Source organism: Salinivibrio sp. SS3, assembly GCF_001722105.1.
Taxonomy (GTDB): domain Bacteria; phylum Pseudomonadota; class Gammaproteobacteria; order Enterobacterales; family Vibrionaceae; genus Salinivibrio; species Salinivibrio kushneri.
The window spans coordinates 46,092-67,627 of the sequence record NZ_MEBQ01000033.1 but is presented as its reverse complement, the minus strand read 5'-3'; the positions used below and the strand labels follow the sequence as shown (position 1 = coordinate 67,627).

Here is a 21,536-nt window from a genome sequence, read left to right as displayed (position 1 = left end):
CTCGCAGCGATAACAGAATAATTACACCTGGTAAACCTTTACTTAATGACAACTCTCCGCCTCAACCCTACATAACTAGTGCAAAGTAGTAATTTTCCCTTTACATCAGGTGAATCAAACTGGTTTAATTCGTCACTTCTAACGATTCATTAACAGCCATTGATAATAAACACAGTGAAGTGAGAGTCACATGAGTCAAACACAACTCGCCAGTGTCAGCCGAGGCAACTCGTTGGTACTTCAAATCCTTGTCGGTATTCTTGCCGGCGGTGTCCTTGCATACCTGTCTCCTGAGTGGGCAGCGAATGCAGGGCTGTTCGGACAACTCTTTGTCAGCGCGTTGAAAGCCGTCGCCCCCATTTTGGTCTTCGTTTTAGTGGCAGCTTCCATTGCTAACCAAAAGCAAGGACAGCGCGCCAACATGCGTCCCATTATTGGTCTATATCTTGTCGGTACGCTGGCTGCCTCACTGACGGCAGTCACCATGAGTTTCTTATTCCCAACAACCTTGGAATTTGCCACCACAGATGCCAGCATCACCCCACCAGAAGGGATTGGCCAGGTATTAAGCACCTTGCTTTTCAATATCGTGGATAATCCAGTCAGTGCATTGATGAACGGTAACTACATCGGGATCCTCGCTTGGGCGATCGGTTTGGGGATTGCTTTGCACCACGCATCAAATGAAACCAAGCGCGTATTTTCCGACGTGTCAGAAGGCGTGTCGATGATCGTGCGCTTTGTGATCCGTTTTGCGCCTTTGGGTATCTTCGGTTTGGTCGCCAGCACACTGGCTAAAAGTGGCTTTGATGCCCTAGCAGGTTATATGCACCTTCTCGGTGTGCTATTGGGTAGCATGTTCACCATCGCATTGGTGGTTAATCCAGCGATTGTGTACTTCAAAACAGGTCAAAACCCCTACCCACTGGTTTTAAAATGCCTACGTGAAAGTGGCATAACCGCCTTCTTTACCCGTAGTTCAGCCGCTAACATCCCGGTGAATATGCAACTATGTCGCCGTCTTGAGTTGGATGAAGACACCTACTCGGTTTCGATTCCACTGGGTGCAACCATTAACATGGGCGGTGCGGCGATCACCATTACCGTATTGACGTTAGCGGCGGTTCATACACTGGGCATTGAGGTGGATATCGCCACCGCGGTGCTACTGAGTATTGTCGCGGCAGTATCAGCCTGTGGTGCATCTGGTGTGGCCGGCGGCTCATTGCTGTTGATCCCACTGGCCTGTAACTTGTTCGGGATCCCACAAGAGATTGCTATGCAGGTGGTAGGGATTGGCTTTACCATTGGCGTCTTGCAAGATTCCGCGGAAACCGGCCTCAATAGCTCAACCGATGTGGTATTTACCGCAGCCGCTTGCATGGCTGAAGAAAGAAAAAATAGTTAACATCGCTATTTAAAGAAACACTTTCACAAAAGCAGGTGCGAATCACCTGCTTTTTTTATCTCTGATAGACAGGACAAAGCCATCATTCAGGTTAGTTTTTCAGCGTTACCAGGCGTCATAGCACTGAAACGACGACGCCTATCCTTCCAGCACTTTCATCAGCAAATTGCCATCGTACATGGCTTGTTTGACCATCGCCGCGCCAGGCATGGTGGCTTGGGTGTAAAAATAGCTCTCTTCCAACACCAGGTGCTTACTATATAACGGGATGGTTTGGGTCTTTAAACACTCCATAATCGCGGGATAAAGCACGCTCTTGGCACGATTAAACTCTCCGCCAAAGAGTATTTTTTCTGGATTGAATAAATTCACTACAATCGCGATAGCCGTACCCAGGTGATGCCCCAACTCAGTGATCACCTGATGCGCGAGCCCATCGCCTGCCACCGCCGCGTCGCAAATGCCGTCTATGGTTAATGGTTGACCCTGTAACTGGCTCGCGTGCCCCTCATCCAGTAGCGTCTGTACCTGTTCATACACGGCAGAGAGACTGGCGACCGTCTCAAGGCAACCATAATTACCGCAAAAACAGCGTTTGCCGAAAGGCTTAATCTGGATGTGGCCCAACTCGCCCACATTGCCAATACGCCCTTGAAGGACTTTACCCTCGAGTATGATGCCGGCACCGACCCCATTATGAACAGCCACCAACACTGCACTATCGGATTCTTTCGCGTTGCCAAATAACTTCTCTGCCAACGCCCACGAGCGCGTATCGTTACCGACAAATACTGGCAGCCCCGTCTCACGATGTAACACCGGCCCCAGCGGCATATGATCAACCTCAAAGTATGGCATCTGGATCACTGTGCCTTGCGCACTGTTCACCAATCCAGGGAGCGAGACCGCAATACTGGTCACGCGATCGACCGTCCCTTGGTGGCGTGAGAAAAAGGCTTTTACGTATTCAACCACCGTGGAAAGCAAGGCATCCTGCGCCATGACATCAATTTCATGGCGTTCTTGAATAAGGATTTCACTACTCAGTGAGTGCAGTGCCATGGTGAGATAACCACGCCCTAGTCGCATGGATAAGAATTGCCAGCCCTCATTGTCCAGCACCAAGCCGACAGCGGGCCGGCCACGCATGCTGGTACCCTGTATTTGTGTTTCTTTGACCAAGTGCGCGTCCATCAACTCTCGAACAATTTTGGTAATACTGGCGGGTGCTAATTGACTGCGTTTCGACAGTTCGATCCGAGAAATCGGGGCAAAACGGTCGATTAAATTATAAATCGTCCCCGCATTTTTACGCTTGATGTGATCAATATGTCCCGGCTGCCCAATAATCATGCCTTGTCCTATAACTGCTTGGCTATGGTGATACCCCTGATACCACCTGTCTTCGTGAATTTTTTTACTTCGCGAACTAATTGTGAAGCAGTAAGCCACTAGCCCGTGATGTGGGTCACTTTAGATCGCTGAAATCGCGCACAAACTCACAAAACCCGCTTAAACAGTAACGCTGTTCAACGGCTAATCACGCGTGAAAAAACAAGATCTCAGCCGTATTCATTGGCATAATGTGGCGCTTTACATCGACCGCTACCAACCATCATGTACCGAGTTAACGAAATATTTGAAACCATTCAGGGCGAAGGCACGTTTACAGGGGTTCCCTCTGTGTTTGTCCGATTACAAGGCTGCCCTGTTGGTTGTGCCTGGTGCGATACCAAACAAACTTGGGAAACCGATGAAAAAGATCGGAAAGACAAGATTTTCATCATTGATAAGTCTGAAGACTCTCCCGCTTGGTGCTGGCTCAGCGCTGATACGATTACCGCCGACATTCTAAGCCGCTATCACGCGCGTCATATTGTGATTACCGGTGGTGAGCCTTGCCTTTACGATTTAAAACCGTTAACCCATGCGCTAGAAGCCGCTGGCTGCCAATGCCAAATAGAAACGAGTGGTACTTATCCGATTGAAGCGTCGGCTAATACCTGGGTCACTGTGTCTCCGAAAATCAATATGCGAGGGAAGTTGCCAGTGCTGAAAGAGGCAATGGCGCGGGCAAATGAAGTGAAACACCCGGTCGGAACAGAGAAAGATATTGATCAGCTTGATGCGCTACTCACCACCTGCCCGCCGCCTGATACGGCGACCATTGCGTTACAGCCGGTGAGTCAAAAAGCGCGCGCGACCCAGCTGTGCATTGATACCTGCATTCAGCGAGGTTGGCGGCTATCGATACAGACACATAAGTATCTGGCGATTGCCTGAGCATCGATGGTAAACACCCCTCTCATCCTGACCGCACCGGACGCGCTATACGGCGTTCTAGCGCGACCAAGGTGCCGCACGCTAACCAAGTATCACACTTGATATGGAGAGCAACGGCCTAGGTCGCCGCCGCTCAGATCCGTGACTCGTGCAACGCCACGCGCCTTAGTCACCGTAATAGGTACAGCCGGCTGTGCAGGTCTCTTTGACCATGACTTTACTGAGTAACGGTAAATCTGGCTTAACCTGTTGCCAAATCCACTGTGCGAGTACTTCGCTGGTCGGATTCTCCAGCCCTTCAATCTCATTGAGATAATAATGGTCAAGGCGGTTATAGATAGGCTTAAACGCCGCTTTGATTTCCGCAAAATCAATTACCCAGCCTGTGTGAGGATCCACCTCACCTTCTACGTACAAACGCACGATAAAAGAGTGTCCATGTAGACGACCACACTTGTGTCCCTCAGGGACATTAGGAAGGTGGTGTGCCGCTTCAAAGGTGAACTCTTTAAACAACTCGGTGGTCATTTTATCTCTTCCAACAACAATAAGAGGCCGCATGCTACTCAAATTAGCCGGATGACTCAATCGCTTCCTCGCCAGCTAAGCGCAGCTAACATTCCAATCTGGCATTCAGTCGACAATGCGGACTCGTGTCTCAATAACAGGACGATTTACGTCGATGAAATCACACATTTTATATGGGGACTCCCCCACTCGCGCACTCTGGGTTTAACATAGTGGCTACAGGCTATAACTGATAAATCTATAACTTAATAACAAATGGTTGACTCATGCGCATGACCCTTGCGAGCAAAATTCTTCTTGCTCTTTTTCTTGTTTTCGCTCTGGTGCTCGTCACGTCTTTGGCCTACCAATCTCATCAGCAAAAGGCACTGATGACATCGATTGTTAGTCAGCAAACGCTCGATAAAGCCTCTAACTATTTTGATAGCCTTAACATGTTGATGTTGACGGGCACCATTAGCCAACGAAATACCTTACGCGAAAAAATGCTTTCTCATGAAGGCATTGAAGAGGCACGAGTGATCCGTTCCGACGCTATTACTCGCTTTTTCGGCCCTGGCAATCCCGAGCAGTCACCACAGGATGCGATTGATCAGCGCGCACTAGACGGTGAAACCATTGTTGAAACCGTCGACAGCAACGGTGAAAAAGGACTCGTGGTTGCTCTGCCAATGAAAGCCAGTAGCGATTATCGCGGGACTAACTGTCTGCAGTGCCACGTCGCCGAAGAAGGGACAGTGCTAGGGGTGATTCGCCTGGAATACGATCTCGAGCCGCTTTACGGCACCATAGATAAAGAAATGCTCATTACTGCCGGGATCATGGGCAGTATTGCTGTGATCGGTTTTCTGATCTCATTAACTGTGATCCGCCGTTGGGTGGTGTCTCCGTTGAAGCGGGTCTCTGCGTTTATGAAACGTACCAGCCATGATAAAAACCTCGCGGAGCGTCTCAATGATACCCGAGGCGATGAAATTGGCGAGCTATGTGATAGCTGTGATCAGTTGCTTGATAACTTCTCTGCCAGCTTGCAACAAGTTCAGCGCACCTCCGAGACGCTGTCAGCCGAGGCCATGAACTTGATTCGTGTGTCCGGTCATACTGATCAGTTAGCCGATAGCCAACGTCATGAAACCAATGATATGTCATCGGCGATCGATAATGTTCAACAGCATCAGCATGATATTCAAAACCGCACCCAAGAGGCGGCGCAACTGAGTGAATCAGCCGCCACCAGCGCCAATCAAGGCAGTGATCTTGCCAATGTTGCCGCCAATGATATTCGCAAACTCGTCGAAGATATTAGCCAGGTACGCAGCCAAATTTTGGATGTGAACCAGCAAAGCCAGCAAGTGACCACCATTTTGGGCGTGATTCGTGAAATTGCCGAACAAACCAACTTGCTCGCGTTAAATGCCGCTATCGAAGCGGCACGTGCTGGCGAGCAAGGCCGCGGTTTTGCGGTCGTCGCCGAAGAAGTGCGTAACCTCGCTAGCCGCAGCCATGATGCCACTGGAGAAATCCAGACTATTATCGAGAACCTGTGTGCAGGTAGCGAAGCCTCGGCACAAGCAGTGGAAGCGACCAGTGACAGTGCTAATCAGCGCGGCGAAACCGTCATGGCGCTCTCTGAGGCGCTAGGCAACATCGCCGATCAAGTCACTACAGTGAATAACAACGCGGACGACATTAGCCAGCAAAGCGAGCACCAAGCGCAAATGACCGATGCCCTCCTCTCTCAAGTGGGTCGAATCCAAAGCCACGCGAATGACACCGCCAGCAATGCGAATGAAGTCAAAGCGATTAGCGCGAATCTTGAGCAACTGGTTGAGCAGTTAGAAGGATTAATTGGCCAATTTAAGCTCTCAGACTCGCCTAAGTCTTGAAGCTATACAGGATACAGGTAAACTTGCTAGCCTAACTTGCAAAATCAATGATGCGGTCATCACTGAATGGCCGTATTACCCTAAACGGAGATAGAAGCGAATTATGACATACGCGCCTGTAGTAGACGTCCTGCGCGGCAAGGCGGCAGTCGACACTGAAGTGACTGTGCGTGGATGGGTCCGGTCACGCCGAGATTCCAAAGCCGGTATTTCTTTCCTTGCCATTTACGATGGTTCTTGTTTTGACCCTATTCAGGCCGTGGTCCCTAATGAGCTGGATAATTATCAGCAAGACGTTCTTCGCTTGACCGCTGGTTGCTCGGTCGAAGTCACGGGTAACGTGGTCGAGTCGCCAGGAAAAGGCCAAGCCTATGAGCTGCAAGCCACAGCCGTGAAAGTCGTCGGTTGGGTAGACGACCCTGATACCTATCCGATGGCGAAAACACGTCATTCTATCGAATACTTGCGTGAAGTGGCCCATTTGCGCCCACGCTCAAACGTGATTGGTGCGGTGGCGCGCGTTCGCCACACCTTGTCACAAGCGATCCATCGCTTTTTCCATGAGCAAGGCTACTACTGGATGTCTGCGCCATTGATCACCGCCTCAGACTGTGAAGGTGCTGGCGAGATGTTCCGCGTCTCTAGCTTGGACTTGGCGAATGTGCCCAAAACCGAACAAGGCGACGTCGACTTTGACCAAGACTTTTTCGGCAAAGAAGCCTTCTTGACCGTATCCGGCCAGCTAAACGCCGAAACCTATGCCTGTGCGTTGAGCAAAGTCTACACCTTCGGCCCAACCTTCCGTGCTGAAAACTCAAACACCAGCCGTCACTTGGCGGAGTTTTGGATGGTCGAGCCGGAAGTGGCGTTTGCCGATCTGGATGATTCAGCGGCCCTCGCAGAAGCCATGCTTAAGTATGTGTTCAAAGCGGTGCTTGAAGAGCGCCAAGACGACATGAAATTCTTTGAGCAACGCATCAACAAAGACGTACTCACACGTCTAGAAAAGTTCGTTAATGCAGATTTTGCCCAGGTGGATTACACCGATGCGGTCACCATCTTGCAAAACAGCGGCCAAACTTTTGAGTTCCCAGTAGAATGGGGAATCGATTTAGCCTCTGAGCACGAGCGCTATCTTGCAGAAGAGCACTTTAATGCCCCGGTGGTCGTTAAAAACTACCCGAAAGATATTAAAGCCTTCTACATGCGCATGAACGATGACGGCAAAACCGTTGCCGCGATGGACGTGCTAGCACCAGGCATTGGCGAAATTATCGGTGGTTCTCAGCGTGAAGAGCGTCTTGATGTGCTTGACCAACGCCTAGAAGAAATGGGGCTTGAGAAAGAAGATTTCTGGTGGTACCGCGATCTTCGTCGCTACGGCACTGTCCCTCATTCAGGCTTTGGCTTGGGCTTTGAGCGTCTCGTTTCCTACGTGACAGGGATGAGCAATATTCGCGATGTGATCCCGTTCCCTCGCTCACCACGCAATGCCAACTTCTAAATAAACTCGCGATTCAAAAGGCTGCATATTGCAGCCTTTTTCTTGTGTTTTGACTACGTAAGTCGCGCTTTTACAGCATAAACCGATACCGAACGCACAACTGGCCGCTTGTCCTCCGGTTTCTATTGTTCTCGACAAGTGTTATAAAAAAGCCAGTTTGACTTTCATTCATCATAACCATGGACGACACCAATGTTTGAGAAAATCTCTGCCGCTCCCGCTGATCCTATTCTAGGACTGACTGAAGAATATAAAGCTGACCCACGTGAAGACAAAATCAATCTCGGGGTGGGCGTCTACAAAAACGAGCACGGTGAGACACCGGTACTCCCTTCTGTCAAAAAAGCCGAAGCACTACTTCTCGACAGAGAAAACACCAAGTCTTACTTAAGCATCCCCGGCACGGCCGAATATGGCCTCGCGGTGCAACAACTGCTGTTTGGTGAGCAAGCTGACGTGATCAACGACAAACGCGCACATACCGCACACTCTCCAGGTGGCACCGGCGCGCTTCGCTTGGCTGGTGAGTTTATTAAACGTCATCTTGGCGAGGTGACGGTGTGGATCAGCAATCCAACCTGGGCCAACCACAAAGGCGTTTTTACGGCTGCTGGCCTCCCTCTTGCTGAGTACAGCTATTATGACGCGGCCAAGAATGATAAAGATTTCGAGGCAATGGTCGCTGATCTCGAGCAGGCAAACGCAGGTGATGTTGTGCTGCTCCACGGTTGCTGCCATAACCCGACTGGCATCGATCCTACCGAGCAAGAGTGGCAAGCCCTCGCTGAGCTATGTCAGCGTAAAGGCCTATTGCCGATGTTCGACTTTGCCTATCAAGGTTTCGCCACTGGTGTCGAAGAAGATGCCGCCGGCTTACGCATTTTTACCAAGGTGTGTCCCGAGCTGCTTATCGCCAGTTCGTTCTCGAAAAACTTTGGCTTGTATAACGAACGAGTGGGTGCATTCACGCTCGTTGGCCGTAACCAAGAAGAAGCCACCAAGGCCTTTAGTCAGGTGAAAACCATCGCTCGCGTTATCTACTCTAATCCACCTGCTCATGGTGCCGCCGTCGTCACCACCATCTTGAATGACGCGACGCTCAAAGCGCAGTGGTTGCAAGAGCTGACGGACATGCGCGATCGCATCAAAACCATGCGTACCGAGTTTGTCAAAACATTGAAAGCGCAAGGCGTGTCGCGTGACTTTAGCTTTATCGAGCAGCAAAACGGCATGTTCTCGTTCTCTGGGCTCAATAAAGACCAAGTCAATGCATTAAAAGCTGATCATGGCGTGTATATCGTCGGCTCAGGCCGTTTAAATGTGGCAGGCATGACGCACACTAACATGGTGCCACTTTGCACTGCCATCGCAAAGGTTTTAGACTAGGCACCGCTGTCTTAAAACTGAAACAAAGGGCCGCAAGGCCCTTTTTTTATGGGCTCCGCCCAGAAAGAAACAATTTATTAACACAATTATTAATAAAAATCTCCAGCCACTACACTAATACCAATAAGGCTTTTAATTGACTGTGACCAAAAAAGATAAAGACTATGAGCAATAATGAAGTTGTATTTGGTGACGATGAGCGCCTCGTCTCGACCACTGATAAGCGCGGGGTGATTACCTACTGTAATCCTGAGTTTATTCGCATCGCTGGCTACGATGAAGAAGAACTCACAGGTGCGCCTCACAATATTATTCGTCACGCCGATATGCCCAAAGCGGCATTTGCAGATATGTGGCGCGCCTTAAAAGCCAACCAACCTTGGCGCGGCATAGTTAAAAACCGTTGTAAAAACGGCGATTACTATTGGGTAGACGCCTATGTCACTCCCATTTATGAGCACGGCCAAGTCACTGGCTATCAGTCCGTCAGGGTGAAGCCTGATCCGGCCGTCAAACATCGCGCCGCACAAGCTTACCAAGCTCTGTGCCGGGCAGAGAAAAATGGTAAATCGATGAAGCAGTTATCGGTTGCCGATATTCCTGCGGCGTTGAAGTACACATTCATGGGGTTGGGATTGGTCGCCGCCCCTGTGTCGCTTATTTTCGATAGCGCCATATCGGGCTGGGATATTGCAGGTGCCATTGCGATGCCTTTAGTGCTCGGTACCCTCTTTCGTGATGAGCTGTTCACCTTGCCTACCCTCGCGCGTGGCATACAGGACAATTACGACAGTATCAGCCGTTATATCTACTCGGGGACCGGGCTTAGCTCTGTGGTTGATTATAAAGTGAAAATGCTCAACGCCCGCATTCGCACCATTCTTGGGCGCATGCTCGATGCTTCACTGTCACTGAATAAATTTTCAGATGAGTTGAGCGCATTATCAACACGCGTGTCCGATGCCATCAATAAACAAAGCCATCAGATTTCCTCGATTGCCGGTAACATTGATCACGCCTCTGAATCGGCGAACAAGGTATCTGATAACGCCCAGCAAAGTGTTGAGCGACTGCAATCAGTCCAGCAGCAAAGCAAAGAAACCGAGGCCTTGTTACAACAAACGGGCGAGCAGCTAAAAACGCTCTCTCAACAATCGGAAAATTCGCTCACCGCGACGCAACAGCTGTCTGCCACCGCCGAGCGTGTGACCGAGTCAATGAGTGAGATCAGTGGCATTGCCGAGCAGACGAATTTGCTGGCGCTGAATGCGGCGATTGAAGCGGCACGCGCCGGAGAACAGGGCCGAGGCTTTGCGGTTGTTGCCGATGAAGTGCGGGCGCTTTCCAGTCGGACGCAAACGGCCACAGAGCAAATTCAGTCATCGATTCAAGAAATGCACGACACCATTTCGCATTGGCAAACCCAAATTCACGAAAGCCACGAACAAACGCAAGCGTGTGTTGATACCACCGATCACAGTATTGCGAGCCTACACTCGGTCAGAAATGCCATCGCAGATGTGGTGGGCCGTACGAATGAAACGCATCACTCTGCCCAAGCGCAATTAGAGAGCTTCACAGCCATTAGCCAAGAGATCCATGATATCGAATCGGTTTCTCAGCAAAACCTCAACGAGGTTAACGACGTTTCCGAGGCAAGTAGCCAGCTGCGAGATAAAGTGCGCCAGTTCCACGATATTGCTCGGCAATTCGAGTAAACGGCCAGCGTCTCCACGTTAGCTGTACTAAAAAAGCCCCAATCTGTTTCCAGATCGGGGCTTTTCATCTCTATGCTGGCCGTTATTGAATGCCGTGCAAAAACTCCGCCCGTGTTGCGGCGTTCTTTTTGAACAACCCACCCAGTGCGGTGGTGGTTGTCTCACTGTTGGCATCCATCACACCGCGAGATTTGACGCAATAATGTGTCGCTTCGATACGTACCGCGACGTCCTCGGTTTCTAGTAATGTTTGCAATGCCACCAGTACCTGGCGGGTCAGTCGCTCTTGCACTTGTGGCCGTTGGGAGAAGAAACGTACGATCCGATTGATCTTCGACAGGCCAAGTACCTTATTATTGGGGAGGTACGCCACCGTCGCTCGGCCATCAATGGTGACCAAATGGTGCTCACAGGTGCTGGTGACCGAGATGTCTTTGACGCGCACCATCTCATCGCAACCCATCTTGTTATCAATCATGGTGACTTTGGGAAATTGCGAATAATCCAAGCCTGAGAAAATCTCATCAACATACATCTTGGCAATGCGAGCCGGTGTCTCGGCCAAGCTATCATCGGTGAGGTCTAAATCGATCGACTGCAGGATTTCACGCATGTGAAACTCAATTTTTTCTTTTCGTTCTTCAGAAGACATCGCGGATTTAGCCGTCATTGGGGTTTCAATACCGCGAGCAATCAACGCTTCCTGAACTTTTTTTGCAGCATCGCTCAATGCCATGATGGATTCCTTTTTGGGTCTGCCTAGCCGTTCTTTTACTTACACACTGTGGCCAGTGTCGGATCAGTGCTGTCACTAAATAGAAGCATAACGTTAATATCTAAAAAATACACCTCGTGGATGCTGTGGTTTTACTGTCTGGCGTCTAAGTGGACAAGTGCGCGGGCGAAATTGTCAAGGAAAGTGAACACATTCGCTAAAAAGTCATATCATTACCTGTCGCGGATCACCTCTCGATGGTGTCGCCTTTTTTCTTATCCCATTCTCTCAGTGAAACTCAATTGTCATTTTTTCTTGATAATCTACCCCTATAGCTTGCCTCAGTCTTGGGTTCGCAGGCGAACCATAATCAGACAGACAAAAATGTGGCTGTTATGCGCCAGCGATAAAACGAGATTTCAATAATAATAAGACACGCGATGGTATATCTTGCCCCCTCTACCGGGGGCTTTTTTTATCGCCTAGCAAAAAAGACACTGGCTTGACATAAACTCACACTTTTATTGGCATACTTGTTACTAACTTGGCTACGCTTGAATTGAAACCCACTGTTAGTGACTAAGGAGTCATTATGAAAAAACACGTGTTGATGGCAGTCATGCTCGCTGCCGGGGTGACCGCTTGTAGTAACGGTCAGTATGCCGGAGGCGATAATGGCAGCGTGACAAGCTCTGGTGTTGCACAGCAATGGCAACTGACCATGGTCGATCAACAAGCTATCAGTGCGGAAGGAACCCCAACGCTTACCATTAATAAGGATATGGGCGTAAGCGGCTTTAGTGGCTGCAATCGCTATTTTGGTAACGCTGAACTGAAGAGTCATCGCTTTAAAGTGGCGCCAATGGCAAGTACCAAAATGGCTTGCTCATCGAGTGCGATGGAGCTCGAACAAACCATGAGTCAGGTGCTAAGCCAATGGAGTGAGGCAACCATGCGAGGTAACAGTCTCATGCTTAGCAACGAGGCCCATACCTTAGTGTTCACCGCGGTTAACACACAAAAACCAGACGACGATCCCTTGCTCAAAAGCCCGGCCGTTAGCGACCGTTTCAACAAGGGTGAAGAGTACTAACGCCGAATCATTGTATAAAAACTTAACAGACGTAAGAGCGGTGCATGTGTACCGCTCTGATTTTTATGGATCAATACTTTTTTTATCCTGAACGGGCGCGCTGATTTCCATCCAGTGCCACCCAGTATCATTATCCGCTTTTGCACGGGTCAAGCCAATTTCCCCATACGCATGTAATCGCGAAGCCGTCATCTCTTTTTGATCGCTAACCGTTACCCCGCCAACAAACACCCTGACACGATCTTCCGGCTCTCCTTCAAACGCCACCTGTAATCGGTTAACGGCCGCGACACATTCTTCCGCCAACCGCTCTGCGCCCTCCGTCCGCGGTAAAATGGCCACAAACTGGCTACCGGTAAACCGGCACACCAGATCACCAGGCCGCTTTAGCATCTCATCCAGTACTTGTGCAATTTGTCGAATCAATTGATCTCCGGCCATTCGGCCATATTGTTTGTTGTAATTAGAAAGATGCTGAACCTCTACCACCATCAGGCTCAGCGACGTATCATCGCGAAGCGCACGTTGTATTTCACGCTCTAGCTCTTGCTCAAACTGGGTACGGTTGTATAGTCCGGTGAGGCCATCACACTTAGTCATTGATTCGAGTCGACTATTGGCTTCTTTCAATGCGTGCGTTTTTTGATCAACTTGTACCTGAACACTGTAGGCGCGAGACTGCAGGCGATAAAGCAGGTAGCAAATGAGCAAAAATATGCCACTGCCGATGAGAAACGTCCAAAGCGGCACCCAACTTTGTCTTGCCTGCATATACCTAACGGTCGGGTAGCCAATCAGCTCCCATTCGCGTCCCGCAAAGAAGATAGGATTCGCGGGCTGTTGCGCGAGTGAATCTTTCATCTGTGCTAATTCTACTCGCTGCGTATGAAGCACTTGGCGATGATTCGGATCGGTGGAATCAATCAAGGTATAATTAATCCCGTCATTAATGACCGTATCTATCGCCAAGTTGACCAAGGTATTGACATCAATCACCGCCACCAGAAAGCCGCGCAAATCTCGCGTGTCTTCCCCACCTAACTGTTCTGGATCCAATAAAATCGGCATGATCAATAAAAAGCCGCGCACATTGCCGTAGGCGCGCTCAATAGTGGTCGCTGGCGTGGCGACAGGGACGCCGGTATTAAAACTGGTCTTGAGGGCCTGACGAGTCACCGGCGTGGAGCCAAGATCGAAACCGATCACCGCGGCCTCATTATTCTCACCGGAGGTGAACCTGAGCGGGAAGTACATATCACGCCGTTGCGCGGGTATCAGTTGGTTGTTTTCATCCAACTCGACAATATTAAACTGTGAAGACGTGGCACCTCTTTCTTCCATTCCTTGAACGTAATGGCGGCGCTGGTGGTGCATCACAATGTCCACCCACTCTATCGATTTAAAGCTGGGGTGGCGTGTCAGTACACCGGACGTGAGCGGTTGAAAATTACGCGCATCTAATCGATGCCCCGCGTCAAAATGATTCTTGACGGCATAGAGCAATTCAAGGCCAAGATTCACCTCTCGCGCTAACGCCATTGCGGCGTTGTTCACGTCTTTATGCAGCTCTTTGCGAATCGCCTCTTGCTCTTTTTGATACAGCAAGTGAGCGGTTAAGGCTGCAAACCCCACGCCAATCAGTGCGGTTAATACAATTACGCTCCATGCTCGTCGCGGCATCAGGGTCGTCCTTATAGCGTGTATTCCACGTGATAAAACAGAGAGTTCACTGACTCTCTCCCTTAATAAGCGTAGTGGGCAGAACAATAAACGATCAAATTTTTAACAAAACAACGGGGTCTGTCTACGAAGGGATGAAAGAAGAGTTAGAGTGCGACTCACCGTCTATGCAGTGAGCCGCAGGTTAGACGCTATTTAAGCCTTAATTGATTGGTAAGCGGGTCGTACTCACAACCAATATCATCAAACTTATTTTGCAATTGATCGTGGTCGAGATCTAAATGCGCCATCAGTGCTTCTAAGCTATCACACTCAAGACGCAGTCTTTCATTGACAATGCCATAGAAAATAGCACCATCTAATCGGCTGATGTTGTGGATATCCATACCCTCTCCTTGCACTGAAGACCGCACCTTGAGTATAGATCCGAGGCGAAAAAGTGCCTAATTAAGCCATGACGAGTCGCGTCAGACTGATATTCGCCAATAGCATAAATCCAAAGCCCACGCTCACGCGCCAAAACACAGGCGATGTTTGCTTCAGTAGGTGCCAAATCTGTGCCGCCACCCCAAGCAAACCTAGGCCGGCACCCGCCATAATGGCGTTGATGTCAGTTGTTGCCGATGGGCTGAGTGCAGACAACAGCGCGGCCAATACCATCACCCCCATAAAGGCCACTACACTGGTTAGAGGGAGCAAACGATCAAAAGCTTGTAGTCGCGAGCGCGCACGCACTAACAAACTGTGGCCAAGGCTCGACCCGAGAATCACCAGTTGCAAGGCTCCCATCATTAACATTCCGCCACCGTGCGCGGCGAGTATGACAATCCATGCAACAAAACCCAATAAATTTGCGACATGAAGCAAAGGAATGGGACCGGAGTGACGCGTTTTACCTGTTTTTGATCGAAACGCAAAAATCCCTAACAACAAAAAGGGTAAACTGGCGAACAGCGTAAATGGAACTAATATCAACCACGCAAAAACAGGCACCCAGAAAGCGTGATGGAACCGACCCCGTTGGCCTGGGCATATTTCCCCTTTTAATAACGCCAGCGAGAGCACCAGCTGTGCCCCTAGAACTGCCGAGGCAACCGCAGGAGCGAGTAACGTATACATAATGAAGAGCACCTTACGTATCTCAATAAAAAATGGTCAATTATTCGTTTTATTGCATTAAAAAGTTGGCTAGATCACATTGAATGCAAGAAACACAGTCAAAATAAACAACAAACTGGCATGTTTACACGCTTATACCAACCTTTATGACAGAAAAAAATAACATGACCGCGCAGCATGATAGTACCAAAGCGGCGGACGCAACTGGAACCTTTGCACAGGCGGGAACCACAATGGGTGCAATGATGAGTGAAACCTTAGGCCATATTGTCTACAAGCTGCAAATATCATTCCTTGAACTGTGGAGTGCTAAAAAGCACGCAAACAGCTTTAATAATACACGCAGCACCTATCTGCGCAGCCGATTGTGCGTGTTGTGTTACGTATGGGCCGCCCTGACCATTGCGTGGTCACCCGCTGATTTTTTATTTCTCGCTGACAAAATGGCCGCGGCGCAGCTCTCGCTGCAACGCCTTTTGTTAGCGGGTATGCTGATTACCATTGGTTACGCGGTTAATCGCGCTAATAATCTCAAATCAGCAAAACTTGGCTTGATCGCCATGGTACTCGCTACCAACGCCTTTTATTTTTCTGCCAGCCACACTTTAGGCTTTCCCACTGACAACGCGGCATTCTCTTACAGCTACACCTTGCTGCCCATTATTCAGATTGTCATGCTGACCATCTTCCCGCTCACAATGCGGGAAAGCCTACTCTTGATGTCGATAACCCTGATTTGCCACTTATGGGTTGATTCGTTCAGTGCCACCATGACCAGCCCAGACAATATCGCTTCGTATTGGCTACAAACCGTCATTGCCTTCATGGTGGTATGGTCACAGCTTTCTCAACTCCACATGATTTTGCGCCTATACCGGCAAGCGACGCTCGACCCGTTAACAGGCATTTATAATCGCCGGATGCTATTACAGCTGGCTATGCGCGCGCTGGCCGTGAGTGAAGAAAGGCACTCGCCATTCTCCGTCTTACTGCTCGATTTAGATAAGTTCAAGCGGATTAATGACAAGTGGGGGCACTACGCGGGCGATGTGGTATTGCAATCATTTACCCGCACCGTACAGGAGCGTTTGAGAAAGGCCGATATTTTCGGTCGATTTGGTGGCGAGGAATTTATTGTCTTCCTACCTAAATGTAATGGTGAGGTCACCGCGCAAATCGCCGAACGTTTGCTGGGGGAAATTCGAGAAATGGATGTCTATATTGATGAAAGCCATACCCCGTTGAAAGTCACCGCGTCTATAGGCCTCTCCACGCTGCAACCCGGCGACACGCTTTCATCCTTGATAGAGCGCGCCGACAGTGCTCTCTACCAAGCAAAAGCCGAAGGGAGAGACTGTATACGTACCTATCAGCCAGGCAAACAGACGGGGTTTGACGCCAGAAACTCTGTCAGCCGTGACAATATCGACATGCCGACCGAAACATCGCTGTAGCGAAGCGATCGGTCGCAAAGGAGCCAATATTGGCTGCCAAGAGGCAACGCAGTTATCGCAATCCGCTCTCTGAGAAGGGCGTCGGACGACGCCCTGTTCGCTGCATCGAGTTAAAGCTCAGGGTGCCACAACGTGCGCGTGGCGCTGGCTTTCTCGACGACGGCGCATAACACGGGAAAGGCCAAATACCAGTCCCAATAAAACCGTGATAAGCACTAAAGCCGCAATCACCACACCTGGCCATGCATAGTGTTGCCAAGCCGCGATGAGATAAAACCCACCAAGGCTTCCACCAACATAATAATGCACTAAATACAAAGCCGTTGCCGTTGCTTTACCCTGTGCGGCTTGGCGACTGACCCACCCATAAGCGAGTGAGTGAGTAAAGAACGCGCCACCACTCACAATCAATAGCCCCACCACCATCCAAAGCACCTGACTGCTCAAGGTCACTAACACCCCCAGCATCGCGACACAAGTACCAAAAGCCATGCCTTTGATGGCGCCGAAGTGCAGCACCCAACGCCCACTCAAACGCGATGTCACTGTACCGGCGAGGTAACAAACAAACACTGAAGATACGAGACTGACGGGTAACTGGTAAGGCGCAGCCACCAAACGAAACGCTATCACCGAAAACAAATTCACGAATAACGCAAAGTTCACCCCACCTATCAGCATCGCCAGCCACAACTTGGGTGTGCGAAGATGCGTGAGCACCCCGCGAGAATGGACAAGTAAAGAGGTATTACCAGGCGAAAAATAACGCTGACGCGGTAAAAGTTTACTCACGATGGCCACGCCTACCAAGGAGAAAACGGTCATCGCCATCACCGCGCCATGCCATCCCCACCAATCTGTCATCATCCCACCGAACACACGACCCGAGATCCCGCCTAGAGAGTTCGCACTGATATAGCTGCCCACGGCAATCGCGAGCGCCTCCGGTGAGAACTCTTCCGCCATATACGCCACGGCGACCGCGGCAAACCCACCCAGGGCAATACCAACCAACGCGCGTAAACCGACGATGATCCAAAAAGAAGAGCTAGTGGCGATAATAAGGCCAATCACAGGAAGCATCCAAAGGCTTACCAGCATCACGGGGCGCCGACCGACTCGCTCCGACAGCACGGCCCAAGGCACCAGTGAAAAAGAAAGGCCCAACGTGGTAGCCGCAAGTAGCCAATTCGCCCGTGTTTCGCTGATCCCATCAGTCGCGGCAAAGACAGGTAGCATAGGTTGAAACAGATAAAGATTACAAAAAATCAAAAAGGAGCCGAATGCGAGTGCAAACGCGGTCAATCGATAACGTGGTGAGCCAAGCTCTATCATGAAAACCTCACCGTCAGGCTAAGATGTGATCATGCTAACAACGGCCCTATGATTAATAAAATATATTAAATATATCTTCTCTATATATTTTATTTATGATTATGGACATCAAACAGCTCCGCCACGTGATTGCTATCGCTGAGGCTAAAAGCTTTACTCTCGCCGCCCAGCGTCTGCATATCGCGCAACCTGCGCTCAGCATTGCGATCAAAAAGTTTGAAAATCAACTGGGTATGCCGATCTTTATTCGCAATGAAAAGCACATTCAACTGACGCAAGAAGGGCAAGTATTACTCCAACACGCCTATCGCGTCGTACAACAAATGCAAGATGCGGCCACAGCCATGGATGAGCTGAAAGGATTGCAAAAAGGCGAGGTGCGTATCGGTGTGCCGGGTATGCTGGGATCGTATTTTTTTCCTGAGTTGCTGATGGGATTTCGCCGTCGTTATCCCACGCTAAAGCTCACGGTGGTAGAGGCTGGCACTCACTCTCTGCGGCAAATGCTGCTCGACGGTGAGTTGGATCTCGCCGTGATCAATGATAGAGATGTGCCCGATTCGTTAGACACCACGCATTTGATCTCCTCGCAGATGGTTGCTGTTGTCGCGACCGATCATCCGCTCGCCACGCATTCTATCCTCGACTATCACACCTTTTTCGCCCATGAGCTAATTATGTTCCGTCCTGGGTACTTCCACCGTGATTATCTCGATCAAGTCTGCGATACCCATGCGATGACCCCCAAACTGTCATTAGAAACCAATTTGCTGGCGATGATTTTGAATATCGTCCGTCATGGATTTGCGATCAGCGCACTGCTCGATATGGTCACTGAACACGAAAGCGGGATTGTCGGGATACCGTTCACACAGCCGATCAAGCTCGATATTTCCATTGCTTGGCGTAAAGAGGGTTACTTATCCCTCGCCGATCGTGCCTTTATTGATTATGTGCAACAACACAACCCGTCCGCCCAGCCTTCTATGACATCCTGAGTCATCTCCCCAGATTTATCCCTATACTCGGTGCAGGATTGTCGCTAAAATCGCTGGCTAATTTATCGCCCGCCCTGGCGCACGATGCGCGTATCGATGGAGCGCACATCCTCATTGCAATGGGCTGACCAAGAGACCATAACGTGACACCGACTGCTATATACGATTACACCCCTTACTGGGCGGCTTGCTTTGGCCCTGCGCCTTTTTTGCCCACCAGCCGTGAAGAGATGGATATCCTAGGTTGGGATAGCTGCGATATCATCATCGTGACCGGTGATGCCTATGTCGATCATCCTAGCTTTGGCATGGCGGTAATTGGCCGCACATTGGAAGCACAAGGGTTTCGTGTTGGCATCATCTCGCAGCCTAACTGGCACAATAAAGATGATTTTATGGCATTAGGCGAACCAAACCTATTCTTTGGTGTAACCGCCGGCAACATGGACTCGATGATCAACCGTTACACCGCAGACCGAAAGCTGCGCCATGATGATGCCTACACGCCTAATAACGAGGGCGGGAAACGCCCTGATCGCGCGGTTTTAGTCTATTCTCAGCGCTGCCGAGAGGCCTATAAGCAGACGCCGATTGTGCTAGGCGGCATAGAAGCCAGCTTGCGCCGTTTAGCACACTACGACTATTGGTCAGACAAAGTCCGTCGCTCTGTGTTATGTGACGCTAAAGCAGACATATTGCTATTTGGCAACGCCGAGCGCGCCTTAATAGAAGTGGCGCATCGTTTATCTCGCGGTGACACCTTAGCCGCTATGACTCGCATCGCTGGCACCGCAGTGATGATGAAAGCACCGCCCGAAGGCATGGCAGAAGTCGATTCCACCCGCATTGATAAACCGGGGAAGAGCATGACCATGCCTAACCCCTACGCAACAGAAACCCAGTGCGAGACCAGCAAAAAAGCAGAGCCAGACGCGGCGAAACCCATCACTATCCGTCCGTCTCGACACGATGCTAAAAACACCTTTGTTCGCCTGCCCTCGTTTGAAAAACTCAAAAACGATCGTATTTTGTACGCGCATGCTAGCCGAGTGATGCACTTAGAAGCTAACCCCTATTCTGCCCGCGCCTTGGTGCAGCAACATGGCGATCAACTGCTTTGGATTAATCCACCACCGGTGCCCCTCACCACCGAAGAAATGGACTATGTGTTTGGGCTGCCCTATGCACGTGTACCTCACCCAAAGTACGGCAACGCTAAGATCCCCGCCTACGATATGATTAAAACCTCGGTGAACATTATGCGTGGCTGTTTTGGCGGCTGTTCATTTTGTTCGATTACCGAGCACGAAGGACGGATCATTCAAAACCGCTCACAGGCGTCGATCATTGAAGAGCTCAATGATATCCGCGATAAAGTGCCTGGTTTTACTGGCACCATTTCAGACTTGGGTGGCCCAACCGCTAACATGTATCGACTCGGCTGCGCCGATCCTAAAGCGGAGCGTAACTGTCGTCGCCCCTCGTGTGTATTTCCAAAGATTTGCGACAAGCTCAATACCGATCACCGTCATACCATTGATCTCTATCGCAAAGCACGTCAGGTAGAGGGCATCAAAAAAGTCTTGATTGCCTCGGGAGTGCGGTATGACCTGGCGATTGAGTCGCCAGAATATGTCAAAGAATTGGTGACTCACCATGTCGGTGGTTATTTGAAAATCGCCCCTGAGCATACCGAAAAGAACACGCTGGACTTGATGATGAAGCCCGGCATGGGCGCGTATGATCGCTTCAAAGCACTGTTCGAAAAATACAGTAAAGAAGCGGGCAAAAAGCAGTATTTGATCCCCTACTTCATTGCCGCGCACCCTGGCTGTACAGATGAAGATATGGTGCAGCTTGCCTGCTGGCTAAAAGAGAATGAGTTTGAGTGCGACCAAGTGCAAAACTTTTACCCATCACCTATGTGTAATGCCACCGCCATGTATCACTCGGAAACCAATCCACTGAAGCGGGTGCGTTACAAAAAACGCGAAGCACTGACAGTGGCAAAAGGCGAGCGTCAGCGACGCTTACACAAGGCACTACTGCGTTACCACGATCCCGCCAACTGGCCACTGATCAGAGAAGCTTTAGTACGTATGGGTAAACAGCATTTGATTGGTAACGGACCAAAGTGCCTGATCCCGAGAGAAGATGCCCCCGAAAAAACAGGCCGGCAGCGTCGCTCAGGCCGCCATGGCACCCAACGTTTTGCCACTAAACATCCCAAGCAACCCGATATACGTCGGCCAAATCACAAAGGGCCAGGTAATAAGCAGCGTGGAAAACGCGCATAAGCACCGTCTTTAAAAGGATGAAATAAAAACGCCCGTCGTGATACACCTCATTACGGGCCTCTCACTACGAGCGTTTCATTCCGAACGTTGCGTGTTTTTAGTATCGTCGGCGTCACGCTATCCGGCTAATGA

The 21,536-nt window shown here is 50.1% G+C and carries 16 protein-coding genes and 1 pseudogene; 10 read left to right on the top strand and 7 right to left on the bottom strand.

Annotated features, from left to right (window positions below):
- Nucleotides 1-190: 190 nt before the first annotated feature.
- Complete coding sequence (gene sstT, locus BGL48_RS11215) at nucleotides 191-1,408, top strand: serine/threonine transporter SstT (protein ID WP_069362718.1); 1,218 nt, start codon at nucleotides 191-193, stop codon at nucleotides 1,406-1,408.
- Between the two features lie 138 nt (nucleotides 1,409-1,546).
- Here the strand turns inward: sstT and mlc are convergent, their stop codons facing one another.
- Nucleotides 1,547-2,761, bottom strand: a complete 1,215-nt coding sequence (gene mlc, locus BGL48_RS11210; RefSeq protein WP_069362717.1) for a sugar metabolism global transcriptional regulator Mlc — start codon at nucleotides 2,759-2,761, stop codon at nucleotides 1,547-1,549.
- Nucleotides 2,762-3,025: 264 nt separating this feature from the next.
- Between mlc and queE the strand changes: the two genes are divergently transcribed.
- Entirely contained in the window at nucleotides 3,026-3,691 is a 666-nt protein-coding gene (queE, locus tag BGL48_RS11205) for a 7-carboxy-7-deazaguanine synthase QueE (protein ID WP_069362716.1), read from the top strand.
- Nucleotides 3,692-3,856: 165 nt separating this feature from the next.
- Here queE and queD read toward each other — a convergent pair whose 3' ends face one another.
- The gene (queD, locus tag BGL48_RS11200) at nucleotides 3,857-4,219 is read right to left on the bottom strand and encodes a 6-carboxytetrahydropterin synthase QueD (RefSeq protein WP_069362715.1); all 363 of its coding nucleotides are present in this window, start codon (nucleotides 4,217-4,219) and stop codon (nucleotides 3,857-3,859) included.
- A gap of 266 nt (nucleotides 4,220-4,485) precedes the next feature.
- Here queD and BGL48_RS11195 point away from each other — a divergent pair, with 266 nt between their 5' ends.
- The 4 genes from BGL48_RS11195 (at nucleotide 4,486) to BGL48_RS11180 (ending at nucleotide 10,713) form a co-directional block, all read left to right on the top strand.
- Complete coding sequence (locus BGL48_RS11195; protein WP_069362714.1) at nucleotides 4,486-6,105, top strand: methyl-accepting chemotaxis protein; 1,620 nt, start codon at nucleotides 4,486-4,488, stop codon at nucleotides 6,103-6,105.
- A 103-nt stretch (nucleotides 6,106-6,208) separates the two neighbouring features.
- Nucleotides 6,209-7,609, top strand: coding sequence for an asparagine--tRNA ligase (gene asnS, locus BGL48_RS11190; RefSeq protein WP_069362713.1), 1,401 nt, complete (start codon nucleotides 6,209-6,211; stop codon nucleotides 7,607-7,609).
- A gap of 192 nt (nucleotides 7,610-7,801) precedes the next feature.
- Nucleotides 7,802-8,995 (top strand): amino acid aminotransferase, encoded by a 1,194-nt coding sequence (locus tag BGL48_RS11185; protein WP_069362712.1) that lies wholly within the window; start codon nucleotides 7,802-7,804, stop codon nucleotides 8,993-8,995.
- A gap of 164 nt (nucleotides 8,996-9,159) precedes the next feature.
- Nucleotides 9,160-10,713, top strand: coding sequence for a methyl-accepting chemotaxis protein (locus BGL48_RS11180; protein ID WP_069362711.1), 1,554 nt, complete (start codon nucleotides 9,160-9,162; stop codon nucleotides 10,711-10,713).
- 82 nt (nucleotides 10,714-10,795) lie between these two features.
- On the opposite strand, the gene folE is transcribed toward BGL48_RS11180, so the two are convergent.
- Nucleotides 10,796-11,452 carry a GTP cyclohydrolase I FolE gene (gene folE / locus BGL48_RS11175; protein ID WP_069362710.1) on the bottom strand — a complete coding sequence of 219 codons (657 nt, stop codon included), beginning with the start codon at nucleotides 11,450-11,452 and terminating at the stop codon, nucleotides 10,796-10,798.
- A gap of 568 nt (nucleotides 11,453-12,020) precedes the next feature.
- On the opposite strand from folE, the gene BGL48_RS11170 reads away from it, so the two are divergent.
- On the top strand, nucleotides 12,021-12,521 hold the full coding sequence (locus BGL48_RS11170) for an META domain-containing protein (protein WP_069362709.1): 501 nt from the start codon (nucleotides 12,021-12,023) through the stop codon (nucleotides 12,519-12,521).
- Between the two features lie 63 nt (nucleotides 12,522-12,584).
- On the opposite strand, the gene BGL48_RS11165 is transcribed toward BGL48_RS11170, so the two are convergent.
- The 3 genes from BGL48_RS11165 to BGL48_RS11155 all read right to left on the bottom strand — a co-directional run bounded on the left by BGL48_RS11165 (nucleotide 12,585) and on the right by BGL48_RS11155 (nucleotide 15,320).
- Entirely contained in the window at nucleotides 12,585-14,201 is a 1,617-nt protein-coding gene (locus BGL48_RS11165) for a CHASE domain-containing protein (protein WP_077653343.1), read from the bottom strand.
- Nucleotides 14,202-14,392: 191 nt separating this feature from the next.
- On the bottom strand, nucleotides 14,393-14,587 hold the full coding sequence (locus BGL48_RS11160; RefSeq protein ID WP_069362708.1) for a DUF4250 domain-containing protein: 195 nt from the start codon (nucleotides 14,585-14,587) through the stop codon (nucleotides 14,393-14,395).
- A 61-nt stretch (nucleotides 14,588-14,648) separates the two neighbouring features.
- Nucleotides 14,649-15,320 carry a hypothetical protein gene (locus BGL48_RS11155; RefSeq protein WP_069362707.1) on the bottom strand — a complete coding sequence of 224 codons (672 nt, stop codon included), beginning with the start codon at nucleotides 15,318-15,320 and terminating at the stop codon, nucleotides 14,649-14,651.
- 146 nt (nucleotides 15,321-15,466) lie between these two features.
- Between BGL48_RS11155 and BGL48_RS11150 the strand changes: the two genes are divergently transcribed.
- Nucleotides 15,467-16,774: a GGDEF domain-containing protein gene (locus BGL48_RS11150; protein ID WP_077458938.1), complete on the top strand. Its 1,308-nt coding sequence runs from the start codon at nucleotides 15,467-15,469 to the stop codon at nucleotides 16,772-16,774.
- Between the two features lie 117 nt (nucleotides 16,775-16,891).
- Here the strand turns inward: BGL48_RS11150 and BGL48_RS11145 are convergent, their stop codons facing one another.
- A complete protein-coding gene (locus BGL48_RS11145; protein ID WP_069362705.1) occupies nucleotides 16,892-18,109 on the bottom strand; it encodes an MFS transporter in 1,218 nt (405 codons plus the stop codon).
- A gap of 101 nt (nucleotides 18,110-18,210) precedes the next feature.
- On the opposite strand from BGL48_RS11145, the gene BGL48_RS11140 reads away from it, so the two are divergent.
- Both BGL48_RS11140 and BGL48_RS11135 read left to right on the top strand, forming a co-directional pair.
- A complete protein-coding gene (locus BGL48_RS11140; protein ID WP_069362704.1) occupies nucleotides 18,211-19,107 on the top strand; it encodes a LysR family transcriptional regulator in 897 nt (298 codons plus the stop codon).
- Between the two features lie 143 nt (nucleotides 19,108-19,250).
- A pseudogene (locus tag BGL48_RS11135) lies at nucleotides 19,251-21,395 on the top strand (YgiQ family radical SAM protein); the annotation flags it as partial.
- Nucleotides 21,396-21,536 lie beyond the last annotated feature (141 nt).